This window comes from Streptomyces sp. ML-6, assembly GCF_030116705.1.
Classification (GTDB): domain Bacteria; phylum Actinomycetota; class Actinomycetes; order Streptomycetales; family Streptomycetaceae; genus Streptomyces.
Genome location: NZ_JAOTIK010000002.1, coordinates 646717 through 662357 on the forward strand (window position 1 = coordinate 646717; position 15641 = coordinate 662357).

Sequence of the window (15641 nt, forward strand, 5' to 3'; positions counted from 1 at the left end):
GAACCCGGAATTCCGAATTCCTGCGGAAGAGGCCGCGCGGGGGCGGGCTTCGGTCGCTGGGTTCGGTCGCTGGATCGCTGAGTCGCTGGGGGTCATCGGGGCAGCGACTGAAGTCGAGCGACCGAAGAACTTCTCGGTCGCTTCCAGAGTTTTTTCAAAAGCCCAGGTCAGAGCAGGTTTTCAGGGGCCATAGCGACTGGAGCGACTGAAGTATCGGGTATATGAGGACATTCGCGCGTGCGCGTGTGCGTCATATATACGGGCCTTGAGTCGCTTCAGTCGCTGTTTGGGGTTTTGTAAGTCTCTGACCTGGGCTTTTTCTCAGCTACTGAGAAAGCGACCGAAGCGTTCCGAGTCGCTGGTGCGTCGATGCTTCAGTCGCTGATGACCGTTTCGTCGGCCGGATGCGCTTCTCGCCGACACGATGAAGCGGTTTCTCGCCCAGAGCCCCCCTCGGTAACCCGGGCTTCGATAATCTATGTTCGTCGTTGAGTCGCTTTGGTCGCTGATGGGGGGTGCGCATGGCGCATGAGCTGGACGTTTCACCCAGCGACCGGGAGCGACCCGGGTCTCCGCCGGTAGTCGCTCCGCGCAGCGTGGATCTTGCCAGGTGGTGTGCCAGCCGTGGCTGGCCGGTCCATCCCTTGACACCGGGCCGCAAGACCCCGACGGCGAACTGCGACAGGTGTCGGCAGCCCGGCCACACCCACAAGGGGTGCGCCTGCATCCAGGCCGGTCGCTGGTGCCACGGCTTCCACGCCGCCACCCTGGACTTCGCCCGCATCGAGCAGTGGTGGTTCAACCACCCCGGCCTCGGGGTCGGCGTCGCCTGCGGCCCCGCCCACCTGGTGGTCATCGACATCGACGCGCACCGGCAGCAGCCCCCGGACCGGGACCGCCTGCTGCCGGGCATCCCGATTCCCCGCAGCGTGGACCTGGGCGGCCTGGCCAACGGATTCCACACCCTGGGCGTGCTGGCCGCCCTGCGGGGCGCCGTCAGCCCGGCGGACGACGAAACGACCTTGCGTGTACGCACGCCGTCCGGAGGCCTTCACGTGTGGTACCGCGCCCATGGCAGCCACCGCTGGCAGTGCTCCGCGGGTTCGAGCAGCACCCGCGCCCTGGCCTGGCAGGTCGATGTCCGGGCCCACGGCGGGTACATCGTCGCGCCCGGCACCACCACGGCCGCGGGCACCTACACGGCCATCGGCCCGGCACGCGAACCGGCGGCCCTCCCCGACTGGCTGGCCCGCGAGCTCGCCCGTACCGGGCACCTCCCACCCGCTCACGTCCCCGCACCGCGTCCCGTGCCCCCCAGGGCCCGGCAGGCGGTGCTGGCGGCCGGTGGCGGCCGGGACGCGGCGGGCCGGGCCCTGGCGAAGGTCCTCGGGGAGGTCGCCGCCTGTGCGAGCGTCCCCGAGGGGGCGGCCTTCTCCGCGAAGCTGAACCGGGCCGCGTACACCGTCGGGGGACTGGTCGCGAGCGGCCACCTCTCGGCGGACGCCGCGGAGCAGGCACTGCGGGACGCCGCCGAACAGGCCCGCCCCGGCCAGGAGCGACGCTACGGCGCCATCATCCGCAGCGGTCTGAACGCGGGCCTGCTGCGCCCACTGTCCCCGGGAGGCCGCGCGTGATCTCCCGGGACGACAACGCACTCTTCGACCCGCAGGCCGTCGCCGCGCAGATCCTCGCGCAGGTCCCCACGCCCCTGCCCGCGCAGGGCGGCGATCCCGGCCCGGGCCAGTCCCCGGACGGCGAGGCCACCGCGGCGGGCCTGCTGCCCGACACCCTCACCGACCGGGGCAACGCCAAACTGTTCGTCAAGCTGTACGCCAACGACTACCGGCACGTCCCCGGACTCGGCTGGTACCGCTGGGACAGCACCCGATGGCAGATCGACGAGGACGACACGGTGATCTGGGCCGCCGGGGACCTGGCCGAGAGCATCGCCTCCGCGGACCCGCGCGGCGTGTTCACCGGCGCGGCGCTCCAGCGGCACCGCAGCCGCGCGCTGAGCACCAGCGGCATGAACGCGATGCTCACCCAGGCCAAGTCCGCCCCCGGCATGGTGCTCAACGCGGCGCGGCTGGACGCCGACCCGTACGCGCTGTGCACGCCCTCGGGGATCGTCGACCTGCACACGGGGCTCATCAGGAAGCCCGACCCGAACAAGGACTTCCACTCCCGCTCCACCAGCGCGGCCCCGCAGGCCGTGGCCACCCCGCGCTGGCACCGGTTCCTCACCGACACGTTCGGTGCGGATGCCGACGGCGAGGAGATGGTCGACTTCCTGCACCTGCTGCTCGGCTACTCCATCACGGGGGACGTGGGCGGGCAGGTCATGCCCTTTCTGTTCGGTTCCGGCAAGAACGGCAAGTCGGTACTGCTGGACGTCCTGATGAAGCTGCTCGGCGACTACGCGGACGCCGCCCCGCCCGGCTTCCTGATGTCCCGCCCCTACGAGGGGCACCCCACCGACCTGGCCGAACTGCACGGCCGCAGGGTCATCGTGTGCAGCGAGGTCAAGCCCGGCGACAAGTTCGACGAGGCCCGGGTCAAGCTCCTCACCGGCGGCGACCGCATCAAGGCCCGCCGCATGCGGCAGGACTTCTTCAGCTTCGAGCCCACCCACAAGCTGTGGCTGCTGGGCAACCACCGCCCGGAGGTCGGCACCGGCGGCTTCGCGTTCTGGCGCCGCATGCGGCTCATCCCGTTCGAACGCGTGGTCTCCGACGACCGCAAGATCGACAACCTGGCGGACATCCTGGTCACCGAGGAAGGCCCGGGAATCCTCAACTGGCTCATCGAGGGCGCCCGTCGCTACCTGGCCGGGGAGAAGGTCCTCACCGGCCCCGAACGGGTCCGCATCGCCACGACCGCCTACGCCGAGACCGAGGACCACACCGGCCGCTTCATCAGCGAATCCTGCCGGGTCGACCCCGAGCTGAGGGCGGAACAAGCAGCGCTCTACGCGGCGTACAAGTCCTGGTGTCACAATGAGGGTGCCCCGGCCGTTTCGTCGCGAGCCTTCGCGGCCAGGGTCCGCGAGACGGTTGGACTGGCGTCGCCCAAGGAAATGATCCTGTCCAACCAGCGGAAGTACTACCCGGGCATTGGACTGCTCGCTGATCAGGAGACAACATGAGCGCCCTCATCGCAGAGGACGAGATCAATCATGAAGTCGACCTCGTCTGGCTGGAGGACATCGCCGACCTCGACTACGTACGACAGAGCCTCGACCGGCTGCCGACCCGCCGGGGCAAGCCCGCCTACCACCGCGACGGTCGCATGGTCGGGTACACCCTGCTCGGTCCCAAGGCGAAGGCGTCGCGCTCGTCCGGTACGTTCCGTCGCCGGGTCTTCTGGCTGCTTCCGCACGACCGCGACAGCGAACCGGAGGGCCTGTACGCCATCGGGGCCCCCGCGGAGGCGGTGGACCCGCGCACGCTGGAGCCGGGCCGCAAGGGCCGCAAGACCGCCCGCTCCGAGGGCGGCCCGCCGTCCCCGGCGATGCAGGAAATGGGCATAACCCTCCCGCTGTAGCCCCCGCGCGTCCCCCGTACGCCGACCACGGGCGCTCCACGGCCCCTCAGGTGAGGGAGCCTCAGCCGGCGTTCAGGGGGCGGTCGGTGAGGGGCCGCCGAGCGACTGGCCGACCAGGACGGGCCGTCGCAGGTCCAGCCGGCTCAGCCGGTCGAGGACCGCGACGACGTCGGCGACGTACGGGGCGCGCGAGCGGTCGTGGGGGCGCCGCTCGCTGCCGCCGTGGCCGCGCTGGTCGACCGCGACGACCCGGTGCCGGGAGCGCAGGCGCCGGGCGATCGGGTCCCATTTGCCCGAGTGCCCGGCCAGCCCGTGCAGCAGGACGACGGGCGTTCCCGTCCCGCCCCAGTCGCGACAGGAGATGCGTACGTGGTCGCGCACGACGGTGCGTTCGGACCAGGTCATGTGACTCCTTCGAGAACGGGTTGTCGGACGGGGGACGGCGGGGTCAGCGGTAGGCGGCCAGGAAGGCCCGGACGCCGGCGGCGGCGTAGTGGTCCAGCTCGGCCTCGGTGTGCTGGGGACTGCCGTGGAACATGGCCTTGTTCACGGGGATCCACAGCAGCAGGCCGGAGAAGTGGTGGGCGGCCAGGAGCGGTTCGTCGATCCGGAGCAGTCCGCGGTCGGCGAGTTGCTGGAGGGTGGTGGCCAGGGTGGCCAGGACCCGCTCGAAGCCCTGCTCGTACCAGTTGGCGCCCAGTTCGGGGAAGGCGTCCGCGTTGGCGATGACCAGGCGCCGCAGCTGGAGGACCTGGGGCTGGGTGAGCGTGGTCAGGAGTCGGCGGGCCAGACGGGTCAGGTTCTCCTCCAGCGTGTCGGCGTCGGCCGGGATGGCGGCCACCGTGTCGATCACGCCGTCGATGCGGTCGGTGGTGGCCAGAACGATCTCGGCGAACAGCTTCTCCTTGTCGGAGAAGTGCTTGTACACGGTCTGTTTGGACACCGCGGCCAGCTTCGCGATGTCGTCCATGCTGGTGCCGGAGTAGCCCTTGCTCAGGAACGCGCTGGTCGCCGCCTCCATGATCGCCCGGCGCTTGAGCGCCGACCGGCCCTGCTCGCTCGTTTCCATGCCGCCTCCCGATTTTCGGTACTGGACAGTCCAGTTCTTGCATGGGTACTGTACCGTCCAGTTCCGCAGCAGTACTGAACCGTCCAGTTCCAATGCTGGCTCTCGTCGCGGAAGACATCACACGGCCCGGACCATCGGTGCCCCGGTCACCGGGTCCGCCCCGCGCGCTGCCCCTCCGGCAGGGCGACGGGCAACACAAGATCACTGGCACGAACGGATGGGATTCGACATGACCGAAGCAGTCAAGGGCCCCGCCAGCTACTTCCCCTCGATCGAGAAGAAGTACGGCCGCCCGATCGCCGAGTGGAAGGACCTGATCCGCTCCTCGCCCCTGGCCAAGCACATGGAGCTCGTCTCCTGGCTCAAGACCGAGCACGGCCTGGGCCACGGCCACGCCAACGCGCTCGTCGCGCACACCCTCGCGGAGGACAGCGGAAAGTGAACCGCGCCCGGGCCCGTTCCTGCGGCGCGCCTGCTTCTGCGGACGGGGCCCGCGCATGGTCGGCCCGGACGGCTCGGCCACGCCCCGCGATCAGGTGGCAGGGGCACCGACCGTGCGGCGCGACGTCACGCGGGGGTCAGCCCCCCGGGGGTGGCAGGGCGCCCCGCCCGCCCGGCGGGTCCATCTCGCGCCATTCCGGCCGCAGTCCCGCCAGGTTCGTGGTGAGGAAGTACGCGGTTCCGCAGACGAGCAGCACCGGCACGAGTCCGACCGCGGTCACCGCTGCTCCGGCGAGCAGTCCGCCGAGGGGGATCCCGGCCCAGGACAGCGAGTCGCCGAGCGCGTTGACCCGGCCTCGCATCCGGCGCGGCACCCGTTCGAAGAGGACGGCCCCCAGCACCGGGTTGATGAAACCGGCGCCGAACCCGCTGACGGCGAAGACGGCCAGTACCGCCCCCAGCGGGGCGTCGAAGGCGAGGACCAGGAACCTCGGCGCCCCCGCCAGCAGGAATCCGACGAGCACGATCGTCCTGCGCCGCAGCCGGTGCGCGGCCATCGCGGCGATGAGGCTCCCGGCGACCGCCGCGGCTCCCAGCGCACTGCCCGTCAGGCCGATCGCGCTCGGCCCGTTGCCGGACTCCTTGGCCCAGACGGGAACGAGGACCGTGGAGATCGCCGCGTCCAGCAGGTTGGTGATCCCCACCATGACGATGAGGGTGAGCAGCAACGGTTCGCCCCGCAGGAAGGTGAAGCCCTCGCCGAAGCGTTGCCAGTAGCCCGGTTCCTTCCCGCCGTTCCCCGACGGGTCCTCCGCGGTCCCGTGACCCATGCCGTGGGGCAGCGCCAGTGCGATGACCACCGAGCCGAGGGCGAAGCAGCCCGCGTTGATGACGAGCCCCGCCATGGGGCCGAGCAGCGCCACCAGGGAGCCGCCGGCCGCCGGGCCGACGGTGGAGGCGAGCCGCTCGATCACGCCGGACAGGCCGGTGGCCCGTTCCAGCGGCACCCTGCTGCGCTCCGCGGCTTCCGGGACCATGACCTCCTTGGCCAGATCGCCCGGTCCCCGGGCCGCGCCGATCGCCGCGACCAGGACCAGCAGGAGCGGGAAGGACAGCAGGTCCAGGGCGTGGAGCAGGGGAACGGCGGCAGCAGCGACGGCGCTCGCCAGGTCGGTGGTCCAGGAGACGGACCGGGGACCGATCCGGTCCACGAGCGGCCCGGTGAACGCCTTGACCACCACGTAGGGCGTCATCTCGCAGAAGGCGACCAGCCCGGTCATGGTGGCGCTGCCGGTCGTGACGAGCACGAACCAGGGCAGCGCCACCACGGAGATCCGGGTACCGGTCAGCGACACGGCCATGGCCGTCAGTACCCCGCCCAGTGGCCTTGAGGACCGTCTGCCGGATATCTCGTCGACGCCCGGGGCGTCCGTCGTCATGGCGTCTCCGCCCCGTCGGAGGAACCCGTCCCGGGAGCGGGTTCCTCCGACGGGGCGGACGTGTCCAGCTCGGGCAGGATGTGCGTGATGACGCCGATGCGCTCGGCTCCCTCGGGGGCGGTCGCCGCCGTCTCCGGCGTGTCCCACCGGTAACGGGCGAGCACGTCCCACAACTCCTGGCGCAGGGCGATGGTCTCCTCGGGCGTGAGCCGCAGGGCCCAGTCGCTCATGTCGAAGGTGCCCTGCCACGCCCGGGGCATCGTCTGCAGCTCGTTCAGAGCCTGCTGGGCGCGAAGGGTGTAGGTGGCGGAGACGGACTGCAGATACGCCAGCGCGGCCTCGGGTTCCTGTTCGGCCAGATCCCGGTCGCTGAGCTCCGTCGTCCGGTGCACCGAACGCCACCAGCGCTCGCGCGCGTTGCCGCGCTCCGTGTCCTCCTCGACGAAGCCGGCCGCGCCGAGCTGGCGCAGGTGGTAACTGGCCGTCCCGGAATTCACGCCCAGCCGCTCCGCCAGGCGGGTGGCTGTGGACGGGCCGTACTTCCGCAGGTGTCCGACCAACTGCACGCGTACCGGGTGGGCCAGGGCACGCAGCCCCTTGGCGTCCAGAACGACCGAGTTCTCTTCGACGGCCGGGGTGTCCGGCCTCTTCGCCGCATCTGTCATGCCACCCACCCTAGACCGCGAAGAGTTCTTCGCAAAGAGTTATTCGCGAAGAACTCTTTGCGGTTTTCTGCACTCCTGTTCCGGCCGGGCCGCTTCCGGTGCGCGATCCGGCTCGGTGCTCCTCATGGGCATGGCAGGATCGCGGCCATGCCCCTCAACGTTCCCCGCCTCCGGATCGGCTCGGCCGAGATCATCGCCCTCGCCGACGGCGAGGGCCCGTTCTTCTCACCGCGCGCCGACGCCTTCCCCGGCGCGACGGCCGCCCAGTGGGCCGAGGCCGACCGCTACGACCCCGGCGCGGTCGATGCGGAGGGGCGCTGGTGGCTCCGGTTCCGCGCGTACGCGATCCGCGGCGACAAGGGCATCACCATCGTGGACGCCGGGATCGGTCCGGCGGACGGCCCGGCCGCCGCGTGGGCGCCCGTGCCCGGTGTGCTCCCCGAGTCGCTCGCCGCCGTGGGCATCGACCCGGCCGAGGTCGACACCGTGGTGCTCACGCACCTGCACACCGACCACGTCGGGTGGGCGGTCGTGACCGAGGCGGCCGTACCGTCGGCGGGTGGCGGCGCGGTGGCCGGCGACGGTACGGCCGGGGGCCGTCGTCCTTATTTCCCGAATGCCGAATACCTGTTCCAGCGAGCCGAGTTCGACGCCCTCGACGCGCTCAACCCGCAGCTTCGCGAGACCCTCACCGACCCGCTCGCGGCCGCCGGCCGGCTCCGGCTCCTCGACGGGGACACCCCGCTGCGCACCGGGCGGGCGATCGCCACGCCCGGCCATACGCCCGGACACCAGAGCGTGCTGGTCGCCGAGGGGCGCGAGTCGGTGCTCGTCACCGGCGACCTCCTGGTGCACGCGCTCCAACTGCTCCACCCCGCACTCGCCTACGCGCACGAGACCGACCCCGAGGCGGCCGGACGCTCGAGGCGGCGCATGCTCGACCACGGAACCGGCACCACCCTGCACCTGGCGACACCGCACTTGACGGAGCCGTTCCTTCGGGCGTGATCGCGGCAGCGGCGCGAGGCGGGCGCAGGGGCGGGGGCACAGGCAGAGGCGAACCGGACAGGCCGGGCGGGCGCCGCAGCACCGATCCGGTGACCTTCCGGCCCTTCAGGTCCCCTTCGGGGCGGCGTCGAGCCGGCTGACGATCCGCCGGAGCTGCCGGGCGTTCCGGGGCGACATGGCCTGGATCACGGTGTCGAGGAGGGCCCGGGCCTCGAAGGGGTCGCCGCAGCAGTACCAGTGCGTGTCGCCCTGTTCGTGGTCGTCCCACAGTTGGCGTTCGGAGCGGTGCGCGTAGTCCTTCCACCGGCGTACGGCCGCGCCGACGTCTCCCGGCCGCAGGTAGTTGCGGGAGTGTTCGAGGCGGAAGATCTCGGACAGCGCACGCGAGGACAGGCCGTCGATGGCGGGCGCGGGCCCTGTTTCCGCTGTCCGGCGACGGGCGGTGTCGGCCCGGAGGCGCCCTGGACGGTTACGCGGCATGGACCTTTCGGTTCGTCTGCATGCGGTACATCGTGCCACGGCTCCGCGTCCCGCTGCTCTCCTCGAGGAGGTGGCCGGTGTGCGCGACCGGTGCCGGCCCCGTCGTCTGTGGTGGGCGTGTGCGCCGGCCTGGCCGGCCGGACCGGATGTGGTCGGTCAGCGTCTGACGATCCGGTCGAGGACGGTGGCGATGGCGGACTTGAACGCGTCGCGGTGGTGGAGGGGCTGTGCGGGCAGTTCGCTGGTGGGGCGGAGGACGGTGTGGGGCGCGCCGTCCCGGACCAGTGGATCGGGATCCGCCAGCGCGCGGGACAGCTCGCGGACGAGGTCGTCCATGGGCCGGTCGGCGGGCACGGCACAGTCGGCGGCCTCTACGCTCTTCCAGTCGATCATGACGGGCAGAATAGGTCCTTGCCATTGCCGCACACCTGCGAATTATGTCCAGGCACCCACCTCGATCCGTCAATTCCCCGGCCGGGACCGACAGTTCCGGCATCTGCGTCACGCTGCCCGCCGAAGCCGGACAGCGTGACGCGCAGCGGCTCGGTCCAGCGCACCATCGCCGCTGGTCCGCGACCAGCCGAAGCCGGACCGCTGGTCACGCGGCGGTCTACTGGCGGACCCTCGTAATCAACTGTCGCCAGTTCCCGGAGGAACCCAACCTGCCGGTGACCGTGTGTGATCCCCGACGGCGTATCGGCTCCAGGTCCCGCCGGTCTCGTTGAGCCGGCGGGTGGTGTTTTTTGTCGTGGTGGCCGAGAGCGTTCGGGATGGTCCGGTCGTCGTTGCCTGCCCGGTAGGGGTGGGAACCGAATACGCAGGAAATGGGCCGCCGCCGGAACCGGCTACGCGCTCCGGGGCGGGATCCAGGTGTCGATGACCTCGGCGGCAAGGGCGGCGCCGAGGCTGTTCTGATGGATGTGGTCGGTCGTGAGCACGAGACCCCGGCGCCGCGAGATCGTGTCGAGGCTGCGGCGCAGCAAGGTGCGCCGGACGAGGACGCTGACGCTCGCTGTGGGCGGCGGGTCCCGGTAGGGGATCGGCGGTGGGTCCGCCTGGCGTAGTTCCTCGGTCTGGCGTTCGTGGAGCGGGAGGTAGGTCACCTTGGTGGTGGTGGCGACCTCGGCGATCATGCGGCTGTACGTCTGTGATGCCCGTGCCGCGGTTCCGTCGAGTTGTTGGCCGAGGACCGGGAGGGACAGCAGGGCGATCGTTGCGTCGGTCTGCGTTTGCAGCCGTTCGACGACGGCTCCCAGGCACTGCTGGAACCAGCCGGCCGACGGGCGCTCGGGGAGCTGTTTGCGCTTCATGGCCCGCTCGACGGGGTAGCCGGCGAGGCTCGCTCGGGCGTCGTTGGTCCCGATCAGGACGGTGACCACGTCGGGTGGGTCCGCGACGACGGCATCGAGGCGCTGTGAGAGGTTGTGGGCGAAGTCGCCGTTGACGCCGAAGCGGGCGAGCCGTACGTCGCCGGGAGGTCGGCGTCGTTCGAGAAGGTCCAGGTAGTCGACGCTGAGTTGTGCGCGGGTGAGGCTGTCGCCAAGGCATGCGACACGGGTCGTCACGGTGTTCGCGGGCCGGACGTGCCGACGTGCTCGGTCGGGCGGGCTTCGGTCCGGGGACGGTGGTCGGTGCCGAGGCCGGCGGTGATGGTCAGGATGGACGCCGGTCCCGCCATGTCGACCGCGTGCCATGTCCCGGCCGGGTTGACGGTGGCCTCGCCCGGCCCGAGCACAACCCGGTCGGGCACTCCGTCCACATCGCGGGTGACCGTCACCGACCCGCTGAGGCAGACGACCAGTTCGTCGCCGGCGGGGTGGCGCTCCCAATGGTCGCCGAGGCCGTCGCCGTCGAAGATCGTCACCATCCGGCCCTCGGCGCCGTCCGCCGCGACCGCGGCGCTGTAGGCCTGGAGCACCTCCGGGTCCCAGGCGAAGCCCTCGACGGGGTTCGCTCTCGACCCCAGCCCGAGGTGCACGGGGGTGGTCCGCAGGTCGATGGCGTTGGATTCGTGATTGACGAGTCTCATGCCGACGATCGTCACAGGACAGCAACAGGGTGGTCTTGAAGGAAAGGGAACGGAAGCCGACGCGATGGGCGGCCGGTCGGCGACTACCCAGCCCCGAGCAGGACTTCGCCGCGACGCCATACTGTCGGCGATCGGCCCGTGAACTCGCTCCAGTCCCGGACGAGATGGGCTTGGTCGGCGTAGCCGGAGACGGTCGCCACATCGGCCCACGGAAGCGGGGCGTGCAGGGTGGCCAGTTCGTGGGCGTGCTCGAAGCGCAAAACCCGGGCGAAGGTCTTCGGCGACAGGCCCACCTCACCGCGAAACCGCTCGGTGAGGTACCGACGGCTCCAGCCCAGTTCTGCGGCGACCCTCCCCACCTGGACGCGGCCCCGCGCGGCCAAGAGACGGCGCCAGGCCTCGGCCACCTCGGGGCGCACCCGGGACACGGGGTCGCCGCCGGCGCCGCGGCCGACGGCTCGCAGGAGCAACTCGTCCAGCGCGATGAACCGCGCGGCCCATGTCGTTGCCGCGCGGAGCCGCTCGACCAGTTCGACGCCGAGCGCTCCGAGAAGCTCGTCGAGGGGGACCAGTCGGTGGGCGAGATCAGCGGCGGGCATGCCGTAAACGGCCCGGGCCCCGAGCGGTGTCAGCGACACCCGCACGCCTTCCTGGCGTCCGTCGTGGTGGATCGCGACGGACCGGCGCATCAGACCGCCGGCCACGCTGTCGAATCGGGTGACCGGTGACCCGTCGTCGACGCCCGCCGCCACCTCCAAAGGGCCGGACAGACTGATCACCGCAGTGAGCACGCGGCCCGGCGGACCGCAGTGCACCCCCGCCGGGAACCCACGAAGATCGAAACCGACGTACGAGCCGACGTACCGCCGCAAGGCGGGCGCCGGACGTGCACAGATCCTGGTGGCCGTATGGTCTTCCACCCTCGCAGTGTACGAACCGGCGGTCTACTGGTGGGCTCGCCTATTCAACCGCCGCCAGTTCCCCGTCCTCGGATGGTGTTCTTGACGGACAGCGACCGGGGAGCTCGGAAAAGTGTTGTCCCGCAGCGGGGCGGGACTGGTAGGAAGTGAAGATGATCGGTGAAGCGATTGGCCCCATGGACCACTTGCTCGCGGAGCGAGCCTGCGAACGTCTGATCGTCGACTTCGTCCACCGTCTCGATCTTGGAGACCCTGGTTCGGTAGCTGATCTGTTCACCGCCAACGGGGTCTGGGAGTGGCCCTACGGTGGCCGTCGTATCGAGGGCCGGGAAGCGTTGCGCGCATACTTCGGCTCTCGGCCGGCGGACCGGTTGTCGCGTCGCATGATGACGAACATCCTCGTCACCGTGGGTTCCGCAACGACAGCGACCGCGACCTCATACCTGGCGACTTACCGTGTCGACGGTTACGTTGACGGGATGCTTCCGCCGCGGCTCCCTGCCAACGTCGGCCACTACGAGGACACATTTCAGAAGGTCGACGGCGAGTGGCTCCTCGCCACCCGAGCCGTGTTCCTGCCCTTTGGCGGCGATACGGAGCGTCTGCCCACCTCGCCTCGTGACTCATGAGAACGGACTATCGCGGGGGCGGGGTCCAACCTTTTGGTGTCCGTGTGTGGTCACCGGGGGCGTATCGGCTCCATGTCCCGCCGGTCTCCCTGAGGAGGCGGCTGGCGGTTTTGTCGTGGTAGCCGAGAGCGTCCGCGACGACGGGGGCGGGCAGTTCGAGGAGTTGCTGGCGGATGGCGGCGCCGCGGGCGGCGACGGCCGGGACTCCGACCTCGTGCAGGAGCGCGGACAGGTGGTCGGGGCGGGCCGGCTGGCCGGTCCGGCGGCCCGGGAAGATCCAGCGGGATGCGGGGTTGGTGGCGGTGTTCATGTTGTCGCGGTTCGCGATGTGCTCCAGCAGCAGGTCAGCGACCGGTGCGGGAACGGGCGAGGCCGGCTCCCCGAGGCGTAGGCGGTCTTGAACAGGGTCGCGTCGCGGAAGGCGGGCAGCCAGCCCTTGCGGCCGAAGGCCCGGATGCGGGCGACCTCGTCGTCGCAGTGCGCGAAGAACGCATGCAGTTCGGCTTTGGTGAACGCGCGCTTCTTCGCGTCCGCCTCGTTGTCCTGAACGTGCACCGCGGTGTTCCACTCGTGCACCACCTGCACCGGGTGGGTGCCGAACCGCTCTTCGCAGGTGGTTGACCACTCGTGGAGCGGATCGGTGACGAAGTGGCAGAACGCCCGCACGGCCTCGGAGTGCGAGCGGATCGCGGAGCGCTTCAGGCCCCGCAGCGAGCGCAGGTCCCCGAGCCACTCGTCGACCATCGCCGGCGTCCAGAGCCAGGGGCAGGTGTTTACGTGGGCGGCGAACGCCTTCACCGTGTTCTCCCGGCCCTCCACGGTCGTGCGGGCAAGATTCCGGGCCAGCTGCTGGTTTGCGAATCCGGTCAGCATTGCTGTGAAGACCTGTTCCTCCAGCCGCAGCAGCGCGACCCCCGCGACCAGGTGCAGCCTCGCCGTCCCCGGTATCGACTCGTTGAACCCCACCGCTTCACCACTCTCCGTGACTCGCATCAGAGGCGAGAAAACCGCGTCCTGTGCGAGTCGTCCACAGAGGCCCAGTTCAGCCCTCCGTACGAGTCGCAGTCGAGCCCGGCGGCCGGATATCGTCCCCGCCAGAGATCGCGCTCAACTTCGCAGGACCGCAACGCGATTGCCTCTCCTTCCGGGCAGATTCGCCGACTGACGCGAGTTCGCATCCGATGCAATTGGCGGCGGTTGGCACACCGGCACAGCGGGTGGCGCTGAGAACGATCGGGGTCCCGGTGCCGGCCCGGCGGGTGTCGGAGGCACGGAAGGTCGCGGAAGAGCGGCTGCACGGCACGGTCGCGGGGCCGCGAGGCCAGCGGACCCGGGGCTTGCCGGGGACCTGGTGGTGATGCTGGAGACGCCGGAGGGCTCGCGGTTCTCGGAGCTGGAGCGGCTGCGCCGGCCGTCGGCGCTCTGCGCCCGCTGCGTGACGCGGATGCCCCAGAACTGGACGAAGACGGCGGCGGGCAGGGGGAGGATCAGGAGCCGGTCGGATCAATCCGTGAGGGGCAGGCACTCGGCGAGCAGGGCGAGGATGTCCTGCCAGGCTCGCTGTGCGTGCCGTGGGTGGTGGCCGACGCCGGGAGGCGCGGGGTGGTCGACCGGGGGGTGGTGGAAGGCGTGAAGGGCTCCTCCGTAGACCACGAGGCGCCAGTCGACACCCGCGGCCTGCATCTCTGCGGTGAACGCCTCCCGTTGCGCGGGCGGCATGATCGGGTCTTCCGATCCGACGCCGGCCCATACCGGGCAGCGGATGCGTGCCGCCTCGCCCGGTCGGCCCGTGGTCAGTGCGTTGACTGTCCCGATCGCGCGCAGGTCGGCGCCATCGCGACCGAGTTCCAGTGCGACTGCGCCCCCGGTGCCGTAGCCGATGGCGGCGGTCCGGTCGGGGTCGGCCCGTGATTCGGCACGCAGCACGTTGAGCGCGGCGTGACCGATTTCTCGCATGCGATCGGGATCGGCGAGCAGCGGCAGGCAGCGGGCCAGCATCTCCTCCGGGTCTTCCAAATAGCGTCCGCCGTGGAGGTCGAAGGCCAGTGCCACGTACCCCAGTTCAGCCAGAGCCTCGGCCCGTCGGCGTTCGACATCGCTGAGCCCCATCCCCTCGGGCCCGATCAGGACTGCGGGCCGGCGCTCGGCACCGGCCGGGAGCGCGAGGTATCCCCTCATCGTCAGGTTGTCGGCCGGGTATTCGACCGTGCGGGTGGTGATTGTCGCCATGCGACCGGACGGTAATGATCGCTGCGTCCGCTCGGGGTGGTGTTCACCGATGGCAGACAGCAGTCCGTCCCGGCTGCATCACTCGGACGTTTCGGCCGCCTGTCGCCGAACGATCGAATGGCGACAGGTCCGGCCGGCGTCCAATGAACCCGGTGATTCCGGGGTTTGGCGGTGAATCGGATCCCATGAGAGGGCGTGGAGTCCGATCTTCCTTGGTCCGTGATCGCTCGAGCGTGGGACTGATCCCCGCTTCCTTGCGACCAGGCTCCTGGGGCCCTGACCGTACGCAATCCCTGTCTCCTGGCGAACGCGAACGGTCACTGACTGCCGCGTCTCCCCGGCGTCAGAACTGGCGGCCCTTGAACGCGCGAGCTCGCCACTCCCGAGGCCGGTGCTGCAGGGGAGTGCGGCGATGTCATGCCTGCCGCCGGGTGGCGCCATTCATGCCCTTCGAGTGGTGCCATCATGGCGCCTTCCTGGTGTCGCGGCGAGTCATTTCGTCGTTGCTGTGACACTGAGGCGCAGTGATTCGGGGAAGAAATGCCAGGTCGAGGCCTTGTGTGCCAAAAAAGTGGCGTTGCGGCTCGCTGTGGCGCCATTGATGTGCCATGATGGCGTCATGGACCTCACGCCCTACGTCGACAACCTTCGGCAAGAACTGGCCGTCGCCGCGGAAGCCGGCGGCGACGACGCCCGCGCCCTCGCCGAGCGGCTCACCGCCCCCCTGGAATCGGCCGCCCGACTGACCCTTCTCAACGCACTGTCCGCCGCCATGGGCGAGGTCACCCGGGAGCTGGCGCCGGGCTCGGTCGACGTACGGCTGCGCGGCCTCGACCCGGAGTTCGTGGTGACGGCGCCGCCGGCGCCCGAGCCGTTCCGGGAGGTACGGGAACCGGCCGAGCCCCTCGCCGCACCCGTGCTGCCCCCGCCGCCCGCGGAGGCCGACGACGGCACCATGGCGCGGATCAACTTCCGCCTCCCCGCCCACCTCAAGGCCCGTGCCGAGAGTGCCGCGGCGGCGGAGGGGCTGTCGGTCAACGCCTGGCTGGTACGGGCCGTCTCCGTCGCCCTCGACGGCGGGGGGCGCACGAGCCCGCCGGGCCACGGCAAGGAGTCGGGCGGCCGGGGCTTCACCGGCTGGGTCCGCTGAGACCGTCCCGCAATACCCGGTCCTCGAACCGCCGTCCAC

Annotated in this window: 18 protein-coding genes and 1 pseudogene; 7 read left to right on the forward strand and 12 right to left on the reverse strand. The window is 70.6% G+C overall.

Going from position 1 to position 15641, the window contains the following annotated elements; translation table 11 throughout:
* Positions 1–521 precede the first annotated feature (521 nt).
* The 3 genes from OCT49_RS36775 to OCT49_RS36785 are packed head-to-tail and all read left to right on the forward strand — an operon-like array spanning position 522 to position 3543.
* Positions 522–1634: a bifunctional DNA primase/polymerase gene (locus tag OCT49_RS36775; RefSeq protein WP_283856507.1), complete on the forward strand. Its 1113-nt coding sequence runs from the start codon at positions 522–524 to the stop codon at positions 1632–1634.
* Complete coding sequence (locus OCT49_RS36780) at positions 1631–3145, forward strand: DNA primase family protein (protein WP_283856508.1); 1515 nt, start codon at positions 1631–1633, stop codon at positions 3143–3145. Before OCT49_RS36775 ends, OCT49_RS36780 begins: the two co-directional genes overlap by 4 nt.
* A complete protein-coding gene (locus OCT49_RS36785) occupies positions 3142–3543 on the forward strand; it encodes a DUF6009 family protein (protein WP_283856509.1) in 402 nt (133 codons plus the stop codon). Before OCT49_RS36780 ends, OCT49_RS36785 begins: the two co-directional genes overlap by 4 nt.
* A 93-nt stretch (positions 3544–3636) precedes the next feature.
* On the opposite strand, the pseudogene OCT49_RS36790 reads toward OCT49_RS36785, so the two are convergent.
* Positions 3637–3948, reverse strand: a pseudogene (locus OCT49_RS36790) (alpha/beta fold hydrolase); the annotation flags it as partial.
* A gap of 43 nt (positions 3949–3991) precedes the next feature.
* Positions 3992–4612 carry a TetR/AcrR family transcriptional regulator gene (locus OCT49_RS36795; RefSeq protein WP_283856510.1) on the reverse strand — a complete coding sequence of 207 codons (621 nt, stop codon included), beginning with the start codon at positions 4610–4612 and terminating at the stop codon, positions 3992–3994.
* Between the two features lie 229 nt (positions 4613–4841).
* On the opposite strand from OCT49_RS36795, the gene OCT49_RS36800 reads away from it, so the two are divergent.
* Positions 4842–5054: a DUF4287 domain-containing protein gene (locus OCT49_RS36800; protein ID WP_283856511.1), complete on the forward strand. Its 213-nt coding sequence runs from the start codon at positions 4842–4844 to the stop codon at positions 5052–5054.
* A gap of 136 nt (positions 5055–5190) precedes the next feature.
* On the opposite strand, the gene OCT49_RS36805 is transcribed toward OCT49_RS36800, so the two are convergent.
* Entirely contained in the window at positions 5191–6492 is a 1302-nt protein-coding gene (locus tag OCT49_RS36805; protein ID WP_283856512.1) for an MFS transporter, read from the reverse strand.
* On the reverse strand, positions 6489–7157 hold the full coding sequence (locus OCT49_RS36810) for an ArsR/SmtB family transcription factor (RefSeq protein ID WP_283856513.1): 669 nt from the start codon (positions 7155–7157) through the stop codon (positions 6489–6491). Before OCT49_RS36810 ends, OCT49_RS36805 begins: the two co-directional genes overlap by 4 nt.
* 147 nt (positions 7158–7304) lie before the next feature.
* On the opposite strand from OCT49_RS36810, the gene OCT49_RS36815 reads away from it, so the two are divergent.
* Complete coding sequence (locus OCT49_RS36815; RefSeq protein ID WP_283856514.1) at positions 7305–8165, forward strand: MBL fold metallo-hydrolase; 861 nt, start codon at positions 7305–7307, stop codon at positions 8163–8165.
* A gap of 105 nt (positions 8166–8270) precedes the next feature.
* Here the strand turns inward: OCT49_RS36815 and OCT49_RS36820 are convergent, their stop codons facing one another.
* The 5 genes from OCT49_RS36820 to OCT49_RS36840 form a co-directional block, all read right to left on the reverse strand.
* A complete protein-coding gene (locus tag OCT49_RS36820; RefSeq protein WP_283856515.1) occupies positions 8271–8645 on the reverse strand; it encodes a hypothetical protein in 375 nt (124 codons plus the stop codon).
* A 156-nt stretch (positions 8646–8801) separates the two neighbouring features.
* On the reverse strand, positions 8802–9038 hold the full coding sequence (locus OCT49_RS36825) for a hypothetical protein (RefSeq protein ID WP_283856516.1): 237 nt from the start codon (positions 9036–9038) through the stop codon (positions 8802–8804).
* A 452-nt stretch (positions 9039–9490) separates the two neighbouring features.
* On the reverse strand, positions 9491–10210 hold the full coding sequence (locus tag OCT49_RS36830; RefSeq protein ID WP_283856517.1) for an SGNH/GDSL hydrolase family protein: 720 nt from the start codon (positions 10208–10210) through the stop codon (positions 9491–9493).
* Complete coding sequence (locus OCT49_RS36835; protein WP_283856518.1) at positions 10207–10674, reverse strand: cupin domain-containing protein; 468 nt, start codon at positions 10672–10674, stop codon at positions 10207–10209. Before OCT49_RS36835 ends, OCT49_RS36830 begins: the two co-directional genes overlap by 4 nt.
* An 83-nt stretch (positions 10675–10757) precedes the next feature.
* On the reverse strand, positions 10758–11594 hold the full coding sequence (locus OCT49_RS36840; protein ID WP_283856519.1) for an AraC family transcriptional regulator: 837 nt from the start codon (positions 11592–11594) through the stop codon (positions 10758–10760).
* A 152-nt stretch (positions 11595–11746) separates the two neighbouring features.
* Here OCT49_RS36840 and OCT49_RS36845 point away from each other — a divergent pair, with 152 nt between their 5' ends.
* The gene (locus tag OCT49_RS36845; protein WP_283856520.1) at positions 11747–12223 is read left to right on the forward strand and encodes a nuclear transport factor 2 family protein; all 477 of its coding nucleotides are present in this window, start codon (positions 11747–11749) and stop codon (positions 12221–12223) included.
* 7 nt (positions 12224–12230) lie between these two features.
* Here OCT49_RS36845 and OCT49_RS36850 read toward each other — a convergent pair whose 3' ends face one another.
* From OCT49_RS36850 to OCT49_RS36860, 3 genes are all read right to left on the reverse strand, one after another.
* A complete protein-coding gene (locus tag OCT49_RS36850) occupies positions 12231–12533 on the reverse strand; it encodes a hypothetical protein (RefSeq protein ID WP_283856521.1) in 303 nt (100 codons plus the stop codon).
* A complete protein-coding gene (locus OCT49_RS36855; RefSeq protein ID WP_283856522.1) occupies positions 12530–13216 on the reverse strand; it encodes a site-specific integrase in 687 nt (228 codons plus the stop codon). The genes OCT49_RS36850 and OCT49_RS36855 overlap by 4 nt, the downstream gene beginning before the upstream one ends.
* A gap of 510 nt (positions 13217–13726) precedes the next feature.
* Positions 13727–14452 carry a dienelactone hydrolase family protein gene (locus tag OCT49_RS36860; RefSeq protein ID WP_283856523.1) on the reverse strand — a complete coding sequence of 242 codons (726 nt, stop codon included), beginning with the start codon at positions 14450–14452 and terminating at the stop codon, positions 13727–13729.
* Between the two features lie 619 nt (positions 14453–15071).
* On the opposite strand from OCT49_RS36860, the gene OCT49_RS36865 reads away from it, so the two are divergent.
* Positions 15072–15602, forward strand: a complete 531-nt coding sequence (locus OCT49_RS36865) for a toxin-antitoxin system HicB family antitoxin (protein ID WP_283856524.1) — start codon at positions 15072–15074, stop codon at positions 15600–15602.
* Positions 15603–15641 lie beyond the last annotated feature (39 nt).